The 19,993-nt window shown below is 36.1% G+C and carries 17 protein-coding genes and 3 pseudogenes; 11 read left to right on the forward strand and 9 right to left on the reverse strand.

All coding sequences use genetic code 11. From position 1 onward, the window contains the following. The 9 genes from ACZ1G6_RS04115 (at position 1) to ACZ1G6_RS04155 (ending at position 9,621) form a co-directional block, all read left to right on the forward strand. On the forward strand, positions 1–582 hold the full coding sequence (locus tag ACZ1G6_RS04115; RefSeq protein WP_472618186.1) for a hypothetical protein: 582 nt from the start codon (positions 1–3) through the stop codon (positions 580–582). A 124-nt stretch (positions 583–706) separates the two neighbouring features. Continuing rightward, entirely contained in the window at positions 707–2,041 is a 1,335-nt protein-coding gene (locus ACZ1G6_RS04120; protein WP_472618187.1) for an oligosaccharide flippase family protein, read from the forward strand. 83 nt (positions 2,042–2,124) lie between these two features. Further along, positions 2,125–3,015, forward strand: coding sequence for a glycosyltransferase family 2 protein (locus ACZ1G6_RS04125; RefSeq protein WP_472618188.1), 891 nt, complete (start codon positions 2,125–2,127; stop codon positions 3,013–3,015). Then, the gene (locus tag ACZ1G6_RS04130) at positions 2,996–4,657 is read left to right on the forward strand and encodes a hypothetical protein (protein WP_472618189.1); all 1,662 of its coding nucleotides are present in this window, start codon (positions 2,996–2,998) and stop codon (positions 4,655–4,657) included. The genes ACZ1G6_RS04125 and ACZ1G6_RS04130 overlap by 20 nt, the downstream gene beginning before the upstream one ends. After that, positions 4,657–5,517 (forward strand): nitroreductase family protein, encoded by an 861-nt coding sequence (locus tag ACZ1G6_RS04135; RefSeq protein ID WP_472618190.1) that lies wholly within the window; start codon positions 4,657–4,659, stop codon positions 5,515–5,517. Before ACZ1G6_RS04130 ends, ACZ1G6_RS04135 begins: the two co-directional genes overlap by 1 nt. 53 nt (positions 5,518–5,570) lie before the next feature. Further along, positions 5,571–6,698: a glycosyltransferase family protein gene (locus ACZ1G6_RS04140; protein ID WP_472618191.1), complete on the forward strand. Its 1,128-nt coding sequence runs from the start codon at positions 5,571–5,573 to the stop codon at positions 6,696–6,698. Positions 6,699–7,262: 564 nt separating this feature from the next. Then, positions 7,263–7,760: a hypothetical protein gene (locus ACZ1G6_RS04145; protein WP_472618192.1), complete on the forward strand. Its 498-nt coding sequence runs from the start codon at positions 7,263–7,265 to the stop codon at positions 7,758–7,760. Positions 7,761–7,762: 2 nt separating this feature from the next. Then, entirely contained in the window at positions 7,763–8,872 is a 1,110-nt protein-coding gene (locus ACZ1G6_RS04150; protein WP_472618193.1) for an EpsG family protein, read from the forward strand. Between the two features lie 14 nt (positions 8,873–8,886). After that, positions 8,887–9,621 carry a WecB/TagA/CpsF family glycosyltransferase gene (locus ACZ1G6_RS04155; RefSeq protein WP_472618194.1) on the forward strand — a complete coding sequence of 245 codons (735 nt, stop codon included), beginning with the start codon at positions 8,887–8,889 and terminating at the stop codon, positions 9,619–9,621. A 35-nt stretch (positions 9,622–9,656) separates the two neighbouring features. On the opposite strand, the gene ACZ1G6_RS04160 is transcribed toward ACZ1G6_RS04155, so the two are convergent. Both ACZ1G6_RS04160 and wecA read right to left on the reverse strand, forming a co-directional pair. Then, positions 9,657–10,655: a hypothetical protein gene (locus tag ACZ1G6_RS04160; RefSeq protein WP_472618195.1), complete on the reverse strand. Its 999-nt coding sequence runs from the start codon at positions 10,653–10,655 to the stop codon at positions 9,657–9,659. Positions 10,656–10,936: 281 nt separating this feature from the next. Then, a complete protein-coding gene (gene wecA, locus ACZ1G6_RS04165; RefSeq protein WP_472618196.1) occupies positions 10,937–11,905 on the reverse strand; it encodes a UDP-N-acetylglucosamine--undecaprenyl-phosphate N-acetylglucosaminephosphotransferase in 969 nt (322 codons plus the stop codon). A 370-nt stretch (positions 11,906–12,275) separates the two neighbouring features. On the opposite strand from wecA, the pseudogene ACZ1G6_RS04170 reads away from it, so the two are divergent. Together ACZ1G6_RS04170 and galU are read left to right on the forward strand one after the other, a co-directional pair. Next, positions 12,276–13,618, forward strand: a pseudogene (locus ACZ1G6_RS04170) (UDP-glucose dehydrogenase family protein). A 26-nt stretch (positions 13,619–13,644) separates the two neighbouring features. Further along, the gene (gene galU, locus ACZ1G6_RS04175; protein ID WP_472618197.1) at positions 13,645–14,538 is read left to right on the forward strand and encodes a UTP--glucose-1-phosphate uridylyltransferase GalU; all 894 of its coding nucleotides are present in this window, start codon (positions 13,645–13,647) and stop codon (positions 14,536–14,538) included. A 53-nt stretch (positions 14,539–14,591) separates the two neighbouring features. Here the strand turns inward: galU and ACZ1G6_RS04180 are convergent, their stop codons facing one another. The 7 genes and pseudogenes from ACZ1G6_RS04180 to queF all read right to left on the reverse strand — a co-directional run bounded on the left by ACZ1G6_RS04180 (position 14,592) and on the right by queF (position 19,945). Next, positions 14,592–14,963 (reverse strand): ComEA family DNA-binding protein, encoded by a 372-nt coding sequence (locus ACZ1G6_RS04180; RefSeq protein ID WP_472618198.1) that lies wholly within the window; start codon positions 14,961–14,963, stop codon positions 14,592–14,594. A 100-nt stretch (positions 14,964–15,063) separates the two neighbouring features. Then, positions 15,064–16,068 carry an isocitrate dehydrogenase gene (locus tag ACZ1G6_RS04185; RefSeq protein WP_472618199.1) on the reverse strand — a complete coding sequence of 335 codons (1,005 nt, stop codon included), beginning with the start codon at positions 16,066–16,068 and terminating at the stop codon, positions 15,064–15,066. Positions 16,069–16,164: 96 nt separating this feature from the next. After that, positions 16,165–17,550: pseudogene (gene ppnN / locus ACZ1G6_RS04190) on the reverse strand (nucleotide 5'-monophosphate nucleosidase PpnN). Next, positions 17,547–18,116 carry a GGDEF domain-containing protein gene (locus tag ACZ1G6_RS04195; RefSeq protein ID WP_472618923.1) on the reverse strand — a complete coding sequence of 190 codons (570 nt, stop codon included), beginning with the start codon at positions 18,114–18,116 and terminating at the stop codon, positions 17,547–17,549. Before ACZ1G6_RS04195 ends, ppnN begins: the two are co-directional and overlap by 4 nt. Next, positions 18,108–18,839: pseudogene (locus ACZ1G6_RS04200) on the reverse strand (GGDEF domain-containing protein); the annotation flags it as partial. The gene ACZ1G6_RS04195 and the pseudogene ACZ1G6_RS04200, both read right to left, overlap by 9 nt. Positions 18,840–18,957: 118 nt before the next feature. After that, on the reverse strand, positions 18,958–19,107 hold the full coding sequence (locus tag ACZ1G6_RS04205; RefSeq protein ID WP_472618200.1) for a hypothetical protein: 150 nt from the start codon (positions 19,105–19,107) through the stop codon (positions 18,958–18,960). Positions 19,108–19,135: 28 nt separating this feature from the next. Then, positions 19,136–19,945 carry an NADPH-dependent 7-cyano-7-deazaguanine reductase QueF gene (gene queF / locus ACZ1G6_RS04210; RefSeq protein ID WP_472618201.1) on the reverse strand — a complete coding sequence of 270 codons (810 nt, stop codon included), beginning with the start codon at positions 19,943–19,945 and terminating at the stop codon, positions 19,136–19,138. Between the last annotated feature and the right edge of the window lie 48 nt (positions 19,946–19,993).

The following is a 19,993-nucleotide window of genomic DNA, read 5'->3' on the forward strand; positions in this document are numbered from 1 at the left end:
ATGGCATCAAAGGGTTGGGATCCAGTCTCTGGAAAACTCGCAATAGATCCACAAATATATGATGTGGCGACACTAAGTTGGACACGCAAAGTTGCACCCCCTCGCAATATAATTCCGACATATCAAGAGGCTCACAGAGTGTTTTTGAGCATGCTTACAGTGAGTGTAAATGAAGACAACGGTATGGTGTCACTTGCGATTGAACATAAATCGCCAGTTGTCGCAAAAGAATGGGTGGAACTGTTGGTTTACGAGATTAACCACAAATATAGAAAACGTGATATTGATAACGCTAATGAATCAATTTCTTTTCTTGAGGAGCAACTAAAGCAAACAAATATCAATGGAATGAGGCTTAAATTTTTTGACATGATACAGGCTCAAATGGAAAAGTTGGTTTTGGCAAATGCTAGCAGTGAATACTTATTTACAGTAATTGATCCCCCCGTCGTATCTGAAGTCAAAGAACGCCCTAATCGTGCTCTAATTTGTATTGTGTTGGCGTTCTTAGGCACCACAATAGGTTGTTTCGTCGCTTTATTTTATGAATTTGTTTTTCCTCGCAAAAATAACCTCAAATGACCGCTTTATAACGATAGATAGAATATGTTCAAAGACCAACAACATCACGCGTTAAAACATTACAAAATTCAACGAGAGTATTGAGTTAATGCTTTATAATTCAATAGACTAGCATGAGAATTTTATGTTACTAAAAGTGATAACACACGGTAGTGGATATTTCCTTGTAAGTCTTATGACAAAGGCCGTAGGGTTCATGTTGCTGCCTGTGATTACAAGATATTTAACGCTTGAGGAATACGGTCTATATTCCAATTTACATTCCTTGATAAATGTTTTATACCTTTTTGCTACTTTAGGCTTTGACGCCGCATATGCTAGGTTTGTTTATGACCATAATAGAAGTTTTAAGCAATTAAGAGTGTTTGTTTCTTCAATGTTTATGCTTTTTTTCTTATGGGCTATTGTGTTTTTCCCAATTTCATACGTAATCGTTGGTTTTAGTCTGAAAGCATGGGATTCGGAAGTAATTGCTTTAAGTTTAGTGATTCCCCTTATCGTGATAATGCAACAAATGGCGGTTCTTGGTATTTCACTTCTAAAATCAAAGCACGAAACTAATATAGTTCTTTCAATCACTACTACTGTATTTATCGTCAATCAAAGCTTGATGTTGTTTTTGTTGATAGTAAAAGATATTGGAGTCGCTAGTCTTTTTTGGGGCTCGTTTTTGGCTAATTTAATTTCTCTTTGCATATACATTTACATATTGGTGTCAAGAGGCTTGTTAACGTTTGGGGTGCTTTCAAAAAGAACGTTTAAAAAGACCTATAGATATGCATTTGGCTATGTACCGGTTTCACTTAGCAGTTGGGTTTTCACCTTAAGTGATCGTTATTTTATTACCTTTTTCTTATCATTGTCCTTAGCAGGGAAGTACGCCATGTTTGTACAATTTGTAATGATCGTACAAATACTTATGCAAGCTATAGACACTGCATTTGCACCCATATTTATGAAATTGATGAGAGTTCAAAATAGCGACATGGTAATTATCTTGAGAAATTATTTTTATATTATCTTTAGCTTCATGATTTTCATTGCATCAAGTATCGCAATATTTTTGCCGTTTGTGATTGATTTTGTGTTTCCTGCCGAATACCAAGGAGACTATCTTGTATTGAAGGTGTTATGCGCAGGGATTGTGTTTATCAGTTTACGAAAGCTCTATATTAGCGTTTTAGTTTTTTATAAAAAATCTTTATGGATTAGTGCTAGCGGATACTTGCCTGCGATAGCTAATGTTGGTTTAAATATAGTTGTTATTCCCAAATATGGGATTCTGGGGGCTGCATTATCTACACTTTTTTGCTATGCATTGTATGCAAGCATTGTAGTTTTAATGAGTCGAAAACTTCTAGTCATTCCTTTTAATATAATTAGATTATTTATTGTTATTGTTATTTCGATTATGTTTGTAGTAGTAAATACTTATCTAGAAAGCTTTTTTATGCCATGATTACATTGCTAATATACTCAATAATTTTGATTCTACTGTTAAAAAGTTCTGCAATTACATTAATGAAGGATGTTGAGTAAAGTATGTTATTTAATAAAAAATTAGCAAATGGTATATCGGTACTGTTAGCAGCTCAAAATGAAGAAAAGGTCATAAAAACAAGCGTTTTATCTTTGCTTAAGTTTGCAGATGAAATCATTATAGTAACTAATGGTAGTACTGATAACACTATTGATATTTGTTCTTCATTGCAGGAGCAATTTCCCGGCAAAGTGAAATTTTTCAATAAGCCAGAGCTTAAAGACTTGTATCATAACCGTGCGTTTGCTCTACAACAAGCTAAGTACAAATGGATAGCGAAATTTGATGCCGATTTTGTGTTGTATGAAGAAAGCGACGGAAAATATTCAAGCTTAAATTTACGAAACGAAATTTTGAATACGAAAGGCTTCTGGCCAACTTGTTTTATACTAAAATTAGTTAATATTTATCGGTCTATAAATCAATGTGGAATTGATAATGAAAAACGAGGATACGGAAAAGATGGAAAACTCAATGGCCATTACGTTCCACCTGTCTATACAAAAATGGCTAAAATATTTCTCAATACAAGGTTATTAAAATTCAAAAAAATTGGAAGGTGGGAGCATATTCCGTTTGCTCGTTTCTACCGAAGGAAAAGAATTAAATTACCTGCAATTTTTCATTTGACACTGAAATCCAATAAAAACTTATTCGTTAGGTCAGAGCGTACGAATTGGCGTGAGCTTGCTGACTTTGATAAATATCCCACCCTAACAGATTACATTGAGTCATTTGTTTTACCAATTAAATATAAAGTATCATTAGAAGAGGCGATTTCGAAATACGTTGCTTCTGAGATAGAACCATATTTACAAACCTACGAACCAGAGAAGTACGTTCCGTATCCTAATAGAATCAAGAAGTTAATTCATGAACGATACTTTGATTAAGCAAAGGAATTGGATTGCAGGGTGCATCGATAAAGATGGTGCAATGATTGACCCTATGCTGAAAAGCCCTCTAGACTTTCAGTATCACTATGTTTCCTTCGTTTTATCAGCGGTATTGCTTAATGATGATAAGGACTTATCAAAAGTACTGGATTACTATTTGGCAATTGACGAAGAAAAGAAGCGACCGTCAATTGAGTTTAATACAACACTATTGTTGTTGGCCATTAGTTTAGACAAGCACAATCTGTTAGCTAGTTATAGAAGTGACTTACTAAAAACGATAAACCATTCAAGTCTTTGCAGTTTAGAAAAGAAGAATAATAACTTTAGAGTACTTCGTATATTAGGAATGACTATAGACAATAAGTTAAGAGGTACTGTTAGTTTATCATCATTAGAGAGTGAATTAGTCTGGCTCAAACAGCTTCAATTTGATGATGGCTTCTTTCCAGATTCAAATAATGTTTATGATTTTTATAGGAATCAGGGGGTATGTCATTTAACTTATCATGCAAAAATCACAATGTGCGTTGGCATGATTTTTGAGCTAACAAAAGACTTGGAGTTAAAACGTATATTTTTGAAAGCGTTGCGAGTGCACTTGGAAATAGGAATAACGAATAGCTATCTTTTTTACGGAAGGAGTACCAATGCAATATTTGGTCACTCCTGTCTTATTTACTCCCTCAGGCTGGCGTTTAAATTAACTAATTTAGACTACTACGATGTACTTGCGAACGACCTATCTGCATTTGTATTGTCTTTTCAAAAAGAAAATGGACAGATAAGTATTAACCTTAATCATGATACAGCTTCTAGACCTGACTACGATTCTTACATGTATGATTTGGTTTACAATACCTATGCTAATGCGATATTTATATTATCCGATAAAATTAGCAAGTCAGTTATATCAGGTCATATCTATAAAAAAGATGAGAAAAGTGTTGGGCAATTGAAAGTCTATCAAAACAGCGGTTTTGTCGTAGTTGAGAAAAACAGGTATAAGATATGTTTCAATTTTAAGGGGAATCAAGATTCATTCAAGCATCGTTTTGATCCACGAGTCAGTCCATTTTCATTTTTATATTACTTCAACAAAAAAAGAAATTGCCATGAACTACCTGCTGTCAGCTATAACCCACAAGGTGTTTTAAGTTTAGTCGAACGGATGTTTTTTAGGAAAAAACTTTCTTCCATATTTTATCGGTTGATACATAAAAAATATATTCCGATATTGTCAGGAAATACATTCTTTTGCTCATTTAAAAAGGAACGGTTTTATCCATTTAAATGCGTCAGATGCATACACATAGGTAATACACTAATAACAAAATTTGAAATGAGGCCACTTATTGCAGCTAAGAAAGATTCAATCGTTCGTTATTGCGTTGTTTCTATGCAATTTGATGAAAATATTAAGGTGAAAATCTATTTATATGAACCTGTAACTAAAATTGTCTATTCAGAAAGATGCTCACTGAGTAATAAAATGGAAATGAGCTTTTGTTCTAACGTTGACTCAGTAAAGTCATTGTTTTTAGGCACTAGTAAAGATAACACAAAAGTAAATTTTTACTCTTTTAAAAATAAGAGTAAATTAGAAATAAATATTAACACGGATATTGGCGGTTATTGATGCAATATAAATTAAAAATGATTTACAGAACTGTTAGAAGGTTTGTAAGAAGATTATCTTTCAGAAAAGCTCGTTTTATTTGGAACGATTTAGAACTTAATGTTAATAAATTTGATGATGATATGTTACTGATTCAGTTAGGGTATTATGGACATCACACAGAAAAAGCACTTAAGCATCACAATCGCGGAACTAGAGGAAGTTTTAAACGCAAAAAGCTCGGGATGTTAGTTGATGAAGTGAAACTTCGTCAAATAGATGAGCCATCAATGATTAAGTGGGCTGAGCATCTTATGGATTATTTTGACTCTGGTAAGGGCTTGTATGTTGAACCTGTCGAGGACGTTTCAGAAGAGCTGAATAAAAAACAGATCCTAGATTTTATTTCTAAGAGAACAACAACCCGATTTTGGTTACCTAAAGAAATCCCCAATGAAATCTTAAAGGATATCCTTCGCGTCGCAATGAGCTCTTCGCTTTCCTGCAATAGGCAAAGCATTAAATTTGCGATAAAAAGAAATGACGTAGAATCTATGGTGTTAGGCGATAGTAATAATAATAGTATGTTTAGTAAAGCACCCATAACGCTCTATATTGCTGATGACGGTCGATTTTTTCCTGAAAACTATGGAAATGCTTTAGATGTGGGAGGTGTATGTACCTTAATACTGCTAGCTGCGAGTGCATATGGAATAAGTGGAAGTTGGATTTACTATAGTGAATCATACGAACAAAAGCGGACTAAAAAAGAATTAGGCTTGGGTCAACATATGTATATTTATTCAGCTATGACTCTAGGTTATCCCGCAGATAAGCAAGAGAAGCCACCTCGAATGTCGATAGAGCGCTTCATAGCATGAAATTGTTTTATCTGACAAGGTCGATGTATCCGTTTCAAAAGGGCGGTGGACCTATGATGAGAGCTGCTGGTGTCAAATATCTTAGGGACATAGGCCTTTCAGTTACAGTAGTAATGCCAAACTTTAATAGTGAAGATCTTATTGTTAGAGATGATTTGATTATGGTTCCTTTTAAACTTGCTCAACACAATAGATTACGCTCCTTGTTACAACGAGTTGGTCTACTAGAGGATGCTTTAGATGGATGGGTGAAGGCTACATTAGGAGTATTAGATAGGAAAGTAGCCTCTTCAGATCTATGTTTTTCTTCAACTGGCGGAGATTTAGCGTCGTTGAAGCTTGGCATGCTATTAAAGCAAAGAAAAAAATGCAAGTTTGTTATAAATTACAGAGACCCGGTGGACGGTACTAGTGTTTTTGGAGTGAAGAAAGACATTTTACACATCGGTAGGGACAAGCTAGAAGCGAAGGTTTTAGATTACGTTGATTGGGTCATAACAAGCAGTAGAACTAATCTAGAAAATTTATTAGAAAAACACACAAAATTACAAGATAAGATTAGCAACATTCCCTTTGGGTATATAAATGATATTCCATCTGCCAAATTCAATTCTCAGCGATATCGACAAGAGTTCACGGTAACTTATAGCGGCAGTATGCTCTCTAAGGTCCAGGAACCTGAGATGATTTTGAAAATAGTAGAGCAACTTAGAGATGTTTCATTTTTGTTTATTGGTAATCACAAAGTGAATGCAAGGTTGACAAATAATAAGTCTTCCAATGTGAAACTGGTAGATAATTTACCACACTCAGAATTCCTTGATTTCATGTTGTCTCGAACACATGTAGGCTTTTTGTCTTTAGGTTCTCAATATTATGCAGCCTGCGTTCCGTCAAAGCTTTACGAGTATATTAATCTTGAAATACCTATAATCGCTATCCTTCCTGAGGGAGATGCTATGAATATAATTAATGACAATGGATACGGCTTAGCGGTCAAGCCCGGAGATGAGGAAAAATTAATCTCTTACATCAAATTCTTGAAAATTGAAAAAAACTATCTTGCAATAAAAACTAAGATTCAAGATGACAAGAAGTTTTGGTCAATGGAAGAACAAACGAAAAAAATAGCTAATACAATCAACAAAATTACTCTTGATGATTCGGGTGAAGTGTCGTGAATATTTTATATGTGACTGATAATTTAGTCAGTAGCAGTGTCTTTAGAAGTCAAGTACATAATATTTGCAGTAAACATGCGGAAACAAACAATGTACACTTACTAGCGTTTTGCAAATCTACTGATATGAAATATGTTAATGGTGCAGAATATAAACTAACAAAAGTATTACGTCCCCCTCTGTTTGTGCTTCCCTTAGTAAACACTATTTGTTCACTTTTTTTAAGCATAGGGAGTTAATTGAGTGGGCAGATGTTATCCATTGTCGCGGGCATGGCCCCAGTTTAGTGATATTGAACATATTAAAACGGTACAATATAAAAAAACCACTGATTGCTGATATTAGGGGAGCTGTTCAAGAAGAGGTTGCAAAAGATAACAGCTCGATAATATTGAATTATATAGCCAAGAAAATTGAGCAAATTGAAAAAAGAATACTATCTCAGGTGGATTATATATTTTTCGTTAGCGCGAATATGGAACGTTTTTTTCAACCAAGCACTCTCTTACTTTTAATAACTACTCGATTTTTCCTACAGTAGTAAACGAAAACTATTTTTACACAATGCCAAACGAACGTAAACGTATCCGGGATGAATTAAAGATAGACGAAAAGTTTGTTTACGTTTACTCAGGTGGCAATGATTATTGGCAAAATACAGAGACGATTCTATCGGACTTTAAGCGTGCATCTGCCAACAATAAAAGTATTCACTTAATGCTATTAGTTTTAAATATGCCTGCGTTTTATGAAGAACTTGAACGTCTTAGTATTGAGAAATCAACTGTCACGTTACTTTCTTTACCATATGAAGAAGTGGGAAAGTATCTAAATGCGGCAGATATGGGAGTTATCGTTCGCGATGACAGTATTGTTAATAAAGTCGCTTCACCTACTAAAGTAAATGAGTATTTCGCTTGTGGACTCAAAATATTAGGCAACTCAGCATTTTTTGATGATGTAAACTACGTTTGCACTAAGTATACTAGTGATAATTATATGCCTTTAGATAGCGTTATAGAGGAGCAACAAAAAATTTATGCAAAATTGAGCGAAAAATAAACGTGAATGTTACCTATTGGATTGCGTTCTATACCGTTTTTATATGTATTGTATTTTTGTTACTAAGACTCAAACCAATTACTGTACATAATAACGAGCAAAGAAGAAGCCCAGATCTTGATATTGGGCTATTATTTTCATGTATTATGTTTGTTCTATTATGCGCAACAAGAAGCCCAGAATTAGGCTCTGATTATAAAACATATGTAGAATTATTCAAATATTCACAAGAATCTAAGAGTATTGATAGTCTATTATTTGCCCGAGGTTATTTACTGGGGCATTTCATTAAAGTTAGTGCCTCTCTGGGGCTGCCTTACTATTTGTTTTTCGGTTTAATAGGCGGAATAATTTTTTATATATTTTGCAAGTCGGCTTCAGAGTTTCGTAAATTCTATTCAATAATGTTTTTAATTTTTGCTTTTGATGGTTTCTTGTTATGGTCACAAAGTGGAATACGTCAAGCAATTACCATAGTTGTTTTTTTATATAGTATTAAGTTTATTATTTCAAGAAATCTTGTTGGGTACTTCTTTTGCATTGCAATATCTTTAGGCTTCCATATCTCAGCTCTCTTACTATTTCCACTTTACTTCGTTTCGTATATTAAGTTTAATAGAAATGTAGCAATTGCTCTAATGTTATTGTCACTACTCGGTATCTTTCAAAATCTAATATTAACCTTTATTACGTCACTTATCGACGTGATTTTCTCGTTTATTCCTTTATTAAAAGTTTATGGACATTATGCGGATATTGAGAGACTCCTCATAGGCTCTGGCAACGTTAGTTCTGGTCTGGGGTTCTATTTTAGAGTCATTGTAAGTGTATTTATTGCAGCGTTTTCCGTATCTATAATTAAGAAATACCCCAGAGCGGAGGTATATTTTGTACTTTATTTTATTGGTTTCATAATATCTTTAAACTTTCCTACATCAGAAATAATACTTAGATTTACACTTTACTTTAAGCTGATTCTTCCAATTTTGGTTTGCTTCGCTTTTTATAGTTTTCGTAATAGCTTCAATAAACTTTTAGTTACCGCATTTCTGTTAGTTTATTATTTAATATTTCTCACACAAGTTAGTTCACTACATGCAAATTATTATTAAAGGATTTCAATGCAATGCTTGTATATAAGAAAATTGATCAAAAAGTAAAAGACTTAGCACATTTCCGAGAGTTTTTATTATCGTCAAAAACGTCAAAAACGTCAAAAGCGTCAGTTACTTTCTTAAATCCTTATTCTTACAACTACTTTTTACAGCATCCTGAATCGATTGATAAATTTGATTATTTTTACTTAGATGGCGCCTCTTTGGTCACAGTCTTCAACATATTTAATAAAGAAAAAGTAGATAGAGTAAGTTTTGATTTTTCTTCTATTGCCGACGAATTTTTTAAGTATTGTCTTAAGCATAATTTGAAAATTGGACTCGTCGGAGCTACTGAAGATGAAAGTATTGTCGCCACAGAGCGCTTAGCTACTCGTTACAAAGGCTTAGATATAGTTTTGCGTAGAAATGGTTTTTTTAATGATGACCAAGATGTCATTGATCTGGAGTCTAATATAAAAAATATAGATGTGGTCATCTTGGGTTTAGGCACACCGATGCAAGAAAGGCTGGCGCAAAGGCTAAACAAAACTAAAAATAAGATAGTAATTACCTGTGGAGGATTTCTAACTCAAACGTCTATTAAAGAAGATTATTATTGGCCAATAATAAAGGTAACAGGTCTAAGATGGCTGCAAAGAGCTCTAATGCATAAACACGTAAGAAACAGGTTACTGAAGGATTACCCCAAGTTTTTCTATCGTTACATAGTTTCTTATCTGTCAAACAAAGTACAGAGCTATTAAGGTAAACTAATAACGAGTACCATTTAATTTATGTACTAACTGGAGATGGAAACTATTTTTGGTGGCTTTTTAAACCAATCATTGATAGATATTCGCTTTAAGTCTGTTTCTTTAATTATTAGTAATTGAGTATTCAGGTTTTCTGTAGGTGTGAGATCTGGACACGAATAGGTTAATTCTGGTACGTTTTTTATGTTTGAGTAGTAAAGAACTGGATCAAAATCAATGACTTTTACGCTTAATGCCTTAGGTATAGAATTGTGATTATCACAGTATATGTCACTGCCAACAAATATTGCTGACTTGAATCTGGATAGTAGCTCTAATTCGTCGATTCCTAGTCTAGACACATTAGTGCTTTGATTTAACAAGCTTTTAGTTCTTTGCTTAAGCAGTTTCCAACCAATCTTAATCATTAGATAGGCAGCGGACCTCCTCTGTGCGCCTAAATTTTTACATGCGAGCTCATATTCGGGATAGTTGCGGTGAACACCTTTAGCGTGCCAAATTACCGAGGATTTGTTAAAATACGAGTCGTTAAATTTATCGTTTAGTGGTTTGAATTTTAAGTTTGGATGATTCTCATTGATTAACAGCCAAATTAACTCTTGATCAATACCTGTGAGAGCCGTACCCAACTCATTGTAAGACATTGGGTTTAGTTTATTGTCTAGGTGATTAATTATTCTATCCTTAAATTCCGTAAAAAAGTGTCTTGTTCTTACATTATTTGTAAACGCAACCACTCCACTATTTGCCCTAGCACCATAGATACTTCCAAGTGGTCCTTTAAAGTCTAGATAAGGCCTGTACCTGAACAGAATATCTATATCCCTAAGTTCATTAACTAATTCAATTAATGAACTCCTCACAATAATATCTCCATCAAGGTAAATAAAATACTCATCAAACTCTTCCATTAATGTCGGAATAGGCAACGCCATGAACGCAAAATATATACCTTTTGAATCAGATGCTTTTTGCGTCATATGTCGGATAATTACTTTGTTATGCCAAGGTTTTAATTTCGACATCGTATTTACCTATTCCATTAATTATCACAACGCATAATCGTTCATTTGGCATGTGCTTCTGAAGTGACCGAACCATATATTGAGTGACATTTAATAGATAGTCGCTTTCGTCGCAAACAGTGAAGATCATTTTATACTCCCATCAATATCTTAATAAAACCAACGGTTGGTGCTATTGCAAGATTACAAGAATATCACCCTTTAAGGTTTAATTTGCATTTTTGTACGATTTACAAGACTGGTAGTACTTTATGTATACAGTTATGTGGTTTGTGCTGGATTTATCTTTTGTTTCTGTGAGGCCAATTCAGCAGTAGTGCTAAAGAGTATGAAATAAAACAAATAATAAACCCTAAAAACATTATATATTCAGGTATTGATAATATTTCACCAATAATGCCAATCGCCGCAAATATACTAGCTACTGAGCATATTAATATAAGCGTTTGAGTGTTTGTTAATCCTAGTCGTTGACATATATGATGCAGGTGGTCTCTGTCCGGCTTAAAGGGAGAGCGGCCTTTTTTTATCCTACGGTACATAATCGCCATCATGTCCATTAGTGGTAGCGCGATTAGCCATAAACCTGTTACTGGACGCATCATCTGAGTGTGATGTGATTGACTGCTGACCAAGAGAAGCCATATAACAGTAAATCCAATTAGCATACTCCCAGCATCACCCATAAACACCCTTCGCTGACGACCAAATGCACCTAAGTTCAGTAAAACGTAGGGTATAATTGAGACAACTAGGATAACGCATAAGTAAGCTAAATCAAGCTGACCACTCATAAACAATAAAGTACCAATACCCAAAAATGTTACTATGGATAAACCGCCTAGTAGTCCGTCAATGCCGTCTACCATATTAAACGCATTTATTGCTCCCAAAACTCCTAATACGGTAATTATTGGTCCAAGCATACCCAGCTGAATCTCTCCCCCTCCTAAAATATTCCCTATGGTCGTTAATTCTATTTCGGTGAAGTAAATCATGGCACATGTTAGAAGGGTCTGAACGATTAATCTGATTTTAAAATTGATGTCATATTTGTCATCGAGCGCGCCGATTAATGTTAATATTGCGGCACAAATTAAGAACAAAGTGCTGTGAGGTAATACTTGTGGATTGTTGTATATATATTGAAAAACGGTGACAAATACGGCTATCCCTCCTACTAAAGGTACAACACCATCGTGTTGTTTTCTTAGCGTTGGAGTATCGACTAGGCCTACTGTTTTTGCCACTTTACGAAGAAAAAATAGCGAAGCGAAAGAGAAAAAAACACAAATGCGAGTTCTACCATTAGATTCAATCCTTGAGTCAATGAAACATCCAATATGTTGATTGTATTAGTTTGCAAAAGTTGTTTCCATCTAGACCAATTAGTACCTATTGAACTTCGAAGAAATAGGCTTGCTAATACTTAACAAACTAAAGTATAGCATAAACTCATTATGAAAAAACAAAAGATACTTTCGATGTTGTAAAACAAAAAGTAATTTTTGTTTATAGCGCTTAAGCAAATCCTTTAAATATAAAGCTTACTTTTTTAAATTATTTAATTACAATAATGAAATAGATTTAAGAACTAGTTTGTGAGTTCAAGGAACATAAATGAAAGTTACCGTATTCGGCATAGGCTACGTAGGTCTAGTTCAAGCCGCTGTTCTCGCTGAAGTTGGCCATGACGTAGTGTGCGTTGATGTTGACCAAGCCAAAGTTGACAATTTAGAAAAAGGGATCATTCCTATCTATGAGCCTGACCTTACGCCACTAGTTACCTCAAATTTTGAACAAGGTAGAGTCAAGTTTACAACGGATGCTAGGCAAGGCGTTTTGCATGGTGATGTTATCTTTATTGCTGTAGGCACACCGCCTGATGAAGATGGTTCAGCCGACTTAAAATATGTACTTGCAGTTGCAAAAACTATCGCAACGCATATGCAAAGTCATAAAATAATCATCAACAAATCCACTGTTCCTGTTGGTACAGCTGATAAAGTCACTAGTAAAGTCAAGGATGTCTTAGGCGGCTTGACCAAAGACTTAAGCTTTGATGTTGTGTCTAACCCAGAATTCTTAAAAGAAGGAGCTGCCGTTAATGACTGCATGCGTCCAGATAGAATTATTATTGGAACAACCAGTCAAGGTGCTGAAAAAAGCTAAGAGAGCTCTACGCGCCATTTAATCGAAACCATGACAAAATCATCGTTATGGATGTTCGAAGTGCTGAGCTAACAAAATATGCGGCTAATTGCATGCTTGCTACCAAAATTAGCTTTATGAATGAAATGGCTAACCTAGCAGAACAGTTTGGGGCAGATATTGAGAATGTGCGTAAAGGCATTGGTAGTGACCCTAGAATAGGATATCAATTTATCTATCCTGGCTGTGGTTACGGCGGCTCGTGCTTCCCCAAAGATGTGCAAGCGCTTATTCGTAGTGCAACATCTATTGGTTATGATTCAAAAATATTGCAAGCTGTTGAAGCGGTCAACTATCGTCAAAAGGAAAAGTTATTCGATTATTTGATGCGTCATTATGACGGCAACTTATCGGGTAAAACTATTGCTTTGTGGGGGCTGTCATTTAAGCCTAATACTGATGACATGCGCGAGGCGTCTTCACGTGTGTTAATGGAGAAATTATGGGAGCAGGGCGCGAGCGTCCAAGCCTTTGACCCAGAAGCAATGGAAGAAACTCAGCGCATATATGGCGCGCGCGCAGACTTAAGCCTAATGGGGACTAAAGAAAGCGCCCTTAATAATGCTGATTGTTTGGTAATTTGTACCGAGTGGCAAGTGTTTAAAGCACCTGATTTTGACTTAATTAAATCATCTTTAAATGATCCGGTAATTTTTGATGGTCGAAATTTGTATGAGCCAGAAACGATGTCGGAATACGGATTGCATTACTACGGTATTGGACGAGGTAACTCTGTGTTACCAGCGCGATAAAATACTAGTTTAGATAAAGGAAAGTTATGAGTCAGGTTAAAAAAGCTGTCATTCCCGTCGCTGGCTTAGGGACAAGAATGTTACCGGCTACAAAGGCAATTCCAAAGGAAATGCTACCGGTGGTCGACAAACCGCTTATTCAATATGTAGTGAATGAATGCGTACAAGCAGGTCTTAAAGAGATTATTTTGGTAACGCATGCGAGTAAAAATAGCATTGAAAACCATTTTGACACTTCGTTTGAGCTTGAAGCAACGCTTGAAAAGCGTGTGAAAAGACAATTGCTCGAAGCTGTTCAAAAAATATGTCCAAAGGACGTAACTATTATGCATGTGCGTCAAGGTGTAGCCAATGGACTTGGTCATGCGATCATGTGCGCGCTTCCTTTGGTTGGAGATAGTCCTTTTGCCGTTGTATTACCAGATGTGATTATTGATGATAGTAGTTCGAACCCCAAAAAGGATAACTTAGCTGATATGGTCGCTAAGTTTAATACCAGTAGGGTTAGCCAAGTTATGGTTGAAAGCGTCGCGAAAGAAGATGTATCTAAATTTGGAATAGCTGACTTAGAGGGCAAAGCGATACTTCCTGGCGAATCAGCGAAAATTCACAAAATGGTTGAAAAGCCGGATCTTGAAGATGCACCATCAGACTTAGCGGTAGTGGGTCGTTATGTATTATCAGAAAAAATATGGGATTTGTTGGCAAAGACACCTCCAGGCGCTGGCGGTGAAATCCAGTTAACAGACGCCATTGATAGCTTGATGGAGCATGAGCAAGTTGATGCATATTATATGATGGGCAAAAGCCATGATTGCGGTAGTAAGCTAGGTTATATGAAAGCTAACCTTGAATACGCCATGCGTCATCCAGAATTAGGCGAGGAATTTACTCAATTTGTAAAAGCCCTAACGAAATAAGCGATGAATCATGTTTTAAAAAAATGGCAGGCCAATGGCTTGCCATTTTTGCATTAGTTTACAGTTAACATGTGTTCGACTTTTACTAATATTTTACTGCCAATCCCTTTAACATTAACAAGCTCTTCTACTGACGCGAAACGACCATTTAAGTCTCTGTAGTCAATTATAGACTGCGCTTTTTTAGGTCCAATTCCTTTTAAAACCGATAGTTGCTCAAGCGTTGCTGTGTTGATGTTAATTTTGTCTGCCGCAAATTGTTCATCAGTCATATCAGCCTCTGCTAACAAAGTATTTATCTGCACTTGATGATTGCTTAATTCAGTGTTTGTGAAAGTATGAGCGTTTGCGTAGGTAAATAACAATGTAATTAGGGCTGCAAAGGTAAACTTGCGAATATTATTGAAAGTTTTTAGTGTATTCATAGTATGTCCTTAAAAAAATAGATGCATGTGCTTTATTGCACATGCATCTATAATATTTATGACTTACTATTTTGGACACTTGTCTCTTAGGCTAGTTTTTCTATAAACGTTCTAGCACTGCTTGCGTGAAGTCAGTTGTTCCGTGCTCACCGCCAAGGTCACGCGTCGTGCGATCGCCTGTTTCAATTACGTCTTTAAGTGCATTGCGGATTTTGTTCGCTTTATCACTCATCTCTAAATATTCAAGCATTTGAATAGAGGCTAAAATAACAGATGTTGGATTAGCTAGGTTCTTACCTGCAATATCTGGGGCTGAACCATGTACTGCTTCAAAAATAGCACAGTCTTCACCAATATTAGCACCCGGTGCCATGCCTAAACCACCAACTAGTCCTGCGCACAAGTCTGAAAGAATATCACCAAATAGGTTGGTAGTGACAATGACATCAAATTGATGAGGATTCATAACAAGCTGCATACAGCAATTGTCTACAATCATCTCGGTAGATTCAATATCAGGATAACGCTGTGCTACTTCTCTTGCGACTTTTAAGAATAAGCCCGATGTTGATTTTAATATATTCGCTTTGTGAACAGCTGTTACTTTCTTGCGGCCTTCTCGGCGAGCCAATTCATAAGCAAACACCACGATTTTTTCTGCGCCATCGCGAGTGATTTTACTCATTGCTTCAGCTTCAGTTCCATCAGGTGAAACCACTTGTCCAAGACCTGAATACATGCCTTGTGTATTTTCACGAACGGTAATGATGTCGATATCTTCGTATCTTGCTTTGGTGCCGTTAAAAGACATAACTGGTCTTAAATTCGCATACAACTTAAATTGCTTTCTCAAGCTAACATTAATCGATGTAAAACCTTCACCCACAGGCGTAGTAAGAGGGCCTTTTAGTGCCACTTTGTTCTTAGCGATCATATCTTTTGTTTCTTCTGGCAATAGCTCACCGTGATTTTCAAGTGCCATTAATCCAGCGTCAGCATAATCGTATTCAAAGTCACAACCGACTTTATCAAGAATTTGAATAGCTGAATCGATAATATCTGGACCAATACCATCGCCACGAATTACCGTAATGCGTTGTGTCATGTTATTTCCTGTGTTCATTTTACAAGTAGTTAATAGCGCGAGATTTTACATTATTGTCGCCATCAGAGGTAGCCCTAATACCGACCTTCAGATATTTTATTGTGTCAAAACTTGATAACAAGGCGTGTATTTACTACTCTGGTAACTTCATTCTTCCTTGTTCGACAAATGACGTTAATAATGCATCCATTTTATGCATTAGGGTAGCATCACCGCTTATAGTAAAGGGTCCTTTGGCTTTGATTAAGGCAACACCGTCAGCCTTTACGTTACCGGCAACGACACCAGAGAAACATTTGCGCAAGTTTGCTGCTAATGAAGGCGTTGATTGATTAAGACTAAGGTCTAAGGCCGCCATGCTCTCATGGCTTGGTTCAAAAGGAGTCTGGAAATCTGCTGGAATATGTAGCGTCCAATTGAAATTATATGAGTCGCCTTTACTTTTACGGGAGCTAAGCAAGGAAACTTGAGCATCAGATATTGCATTTGCTACCTCATCAGCTTCACCAACGATGATAGTATATTTGCTTTGTGCTTCTGGTCCAAGGGTACTGCCAATGAAAGTATCAATAGCGTCAAAATAAGCTTTACGACTTTTAGGGCCTGTTAGTATAAGCGGAATTTCTTGATCTTTGTTGGCATCATCTAGCAGTAAGCCTAATAGGTAGAGCAATTCTTCTGCTGTGCCTGTGCCCTCCAGGAAGATGACGATTCCATGACTTATTCTTACAAACGCTTCAAGTCGTTTTTCGATATCAGGCATTATAATTAGTTCATTTACAATAGCGTTGGGCGGCTCAGCTGCAATGATACTTGGCTCAGTAATACCTAAGTAACGGCCCGTTTTGATGCGCTGCTTAGCATGTCCTATAGCAGCTCCTTTCATCGGTCCTTTCATTGCGCCTGTAGTCCACAACCTGTGCAAATGTTAAAGCCTCGTAAACCTAATTCGTAACCAACCGCTTTTGTATATTTGTATTCCTCTTGCACAATGGAATGACCACCCCAACAAACGACCATATTAGCCGGTTCCGCGTTGCCTAGCGCATTTGCATGACGCAGCATATCAAAAACAACATGAGTGGTGACATTAGATTCAAGAGGCGTGTGGACACGCAGTTTATTTGAATCAAACTGAGCATTATGTTTGCTGCTCATGTATAACATGTCTCTCAATACAGTAAATAAATGTTCGTGTACTCCTTTTATCAATACACCATTTACAAATGCACTTTGAGGCGGATTCACAAGCTCTATTTTGACGCCGCGCTCTTTTCTAACCAGTCGTACTTCAAAGTCTTTGTATTGTTCAAATAGTAAATGAGAATCATCTTGCTCAACGCCTGCGTTTAGCACCGCTAGACAACAGTTACGGAAGACTTGATACAAATCATCTGTTGTTGATTTTTCTAGTAAATTCATTTCTAGCTGTGATAGTTGCGACATCCATCCAACGGGATTAAGTTGAAAAGTGTTGGTCATTCTGATTCCTTAAATTTAATTTGGTTTCTTCCATCGTTTTTGGCTTCATACAAAAGGGTGTCAGCCTCTTCAAATATTTCATTCAATGAATGTTGGGGGTCAAAACGGGCAACCCCTGCACTTACTGTGACGCTTACTCGTTGGCCTTTGAACATAAAAGGTAATTTTTCTATTTGCTGTCTTAATTTGTCGAGTTTTTTAGCACAATCATTCTTTTGTTCGTCTTCAAGAATAACAACAAACTCTTCGCCGCCCCATCGCGCCAAAAAGTCATTGGCAGCCAAGTTTTTGCGTATATGTGATGCGATCACTTGAAGTGTTTTGTCTCCGATGGAGTGTCCGTATTTGTCATTAATTTGTTTGAAATGGTCAACATCAATAATACCAAGAAATGTTTTCTTCCCAGCAGTAGACAATCGACTATGTTCCAAAGGCCCTTTTTCCTCATAGGCCATTCGGTTAGGAAGCTTGGTTAAAGGGTCAGTCATATTGTCTAAGCGCTGTTTAACTAACTTCTGCTTATACACTTGCGCTTGTTTCTCAAGCTGATCTAACTTCTTTTGCATGGTACTTAACAAGGCAATCATTTTTTCTTGTTCTTGGAAGTCTTGATCTTGATTACGTTGCAAGGAGTTCTGCAACTTTGCCAAATAGATGCTGGTGTTTTCCTTTAAATCTTCTATTTTGTCACTTTGCAACAATGCTGATTCCATTTCGGATATTTGTTCTTTAACTTCAATGTTTTGTTGTTGCCTGATATCTATACGTTGCTGTGTTTTACTGATTGTCGTTTTAATACCTTGGCCAATTTTGGACAACGATTTATGAATATTGTTAATAAGCTTTGTTGCAGCACTTGCCTCGGTGATAACCTCTTTTATGACAAAACGAATCATAACTAAGCAACATTCTAAAAGTTCTTTATGGTCGATGCCTTTTGAGAGTTTATTGTTAATCTCAAGTAAAACTGCATCATGCTCATTAAGCTTGTAATAAGGGGCAATTAACTCTTTTAATTCTTGAGTTATTTTTTCGTGTAGTTGCTTTTGAGCTTGTTCATCATCTTTGTTGACCATATGCACATTGTTATTAAGCGCTTTTTTAAAAAGGTTTAATGCTTTTTCGAATTGGTCAACTGGGGATTCATTAGATGAGATATTTTTCGTGTTTTGCTCACTATCTTCACTATTTTTGCTGCTTAATGCTGAAATAAATTGTTTAATTTCGGTTTTTACGGCGGTATCAACGACGTCTAAATCGCTTATATGACGAAGCGACTGTTGTATTTGTTGAAGTGTATTCGCTTTTTTTGTCTAAGAAGCTTTGATTCTTGCTTTAGCTTGGCGTTCAAACCAGAGCTAAGTTCAGCCGCTTTGTCGTAGTCGGGCTTGCCGGATAAGAGTTGTTTTATTTCTTGAAACTCTTTATCGATAGGCGGAGCAATACCATAAAAAAATCTGCAAGTGAACTGATAAAAATACTAAGCTTATCGAGTTGTTGCTTGGCGATCATCAATTTTTGTTTAGGTGTTTTATCGCTATCACTGCTTGAATTCATAATTTATCACATTGGGTTAAATGGGTATTTATTGACGAGCAAGCCTTATGTTTTTATAAGGAGCCTCAAAATTAGATCTAAATGGATTAATATCTAAACCACCTCTGCGAGTATAACGAGCATACACGGTTAGTTTTTCAGGTTTGCAATATTGCATTAAATCAAAAAATATTCTTTCGACGCATTGCTCGTGAAATTCATTATGCTGTCTAAACGAAATAATATATTTAAGCAGGCTTTCATGATTGATTTTGCTGCCTTGATACTTAATCAATACACTGCCCCAATCCGGTTGGTTGGTAATTAAACAGTTGGATTTTAGTAAATGACTGACTAGTGTTTCTTCAACTATTTGAGAGCTAGTTTGTAATCGCTCAGGTGTGATATCAAAACTGTCTATTTCGACGTCAAGACCATCAATTAATGTGCCTTGTAAATCACCAATTATCTGTTTTGAAAACTGTGTGCTTGAAATTAAATTTAGCGACACGTTTGCTCCTGCGATTTTGGATAGGTCTTGTGTCATTTTATCTAGCAATATTGCTTGGCTTTCAAATTTACTTTGATTAAAGCTATTTAAATATAGTTTGAATGATTTGGACTCAATTAAATTAGGAGACTCAATCGGGACTGTGCACTCTACAATAGCGACCACAGGCTTTCCTTTTGGTGTAAGCCAACTAACTTCATACGCGTTCCAAATGTCAACACCAGTAAATGGTAGGACCTTAGGTAGGCATATTTGCTCACGGCTAAGTGAGCGCGGTACAGCTTGCAATAGCGTCGGGTCATACTTGTCTGAGTATTGTGTAATTTTACCTAATACTAAATCTTCCAATGGTTATCCTTTCTAGTTCAAGATCATTAACTACATAAGTCTATTATT

It is taken from the genome of Glaciecola sp. HA4-3 (assembly GCF_055693685.1).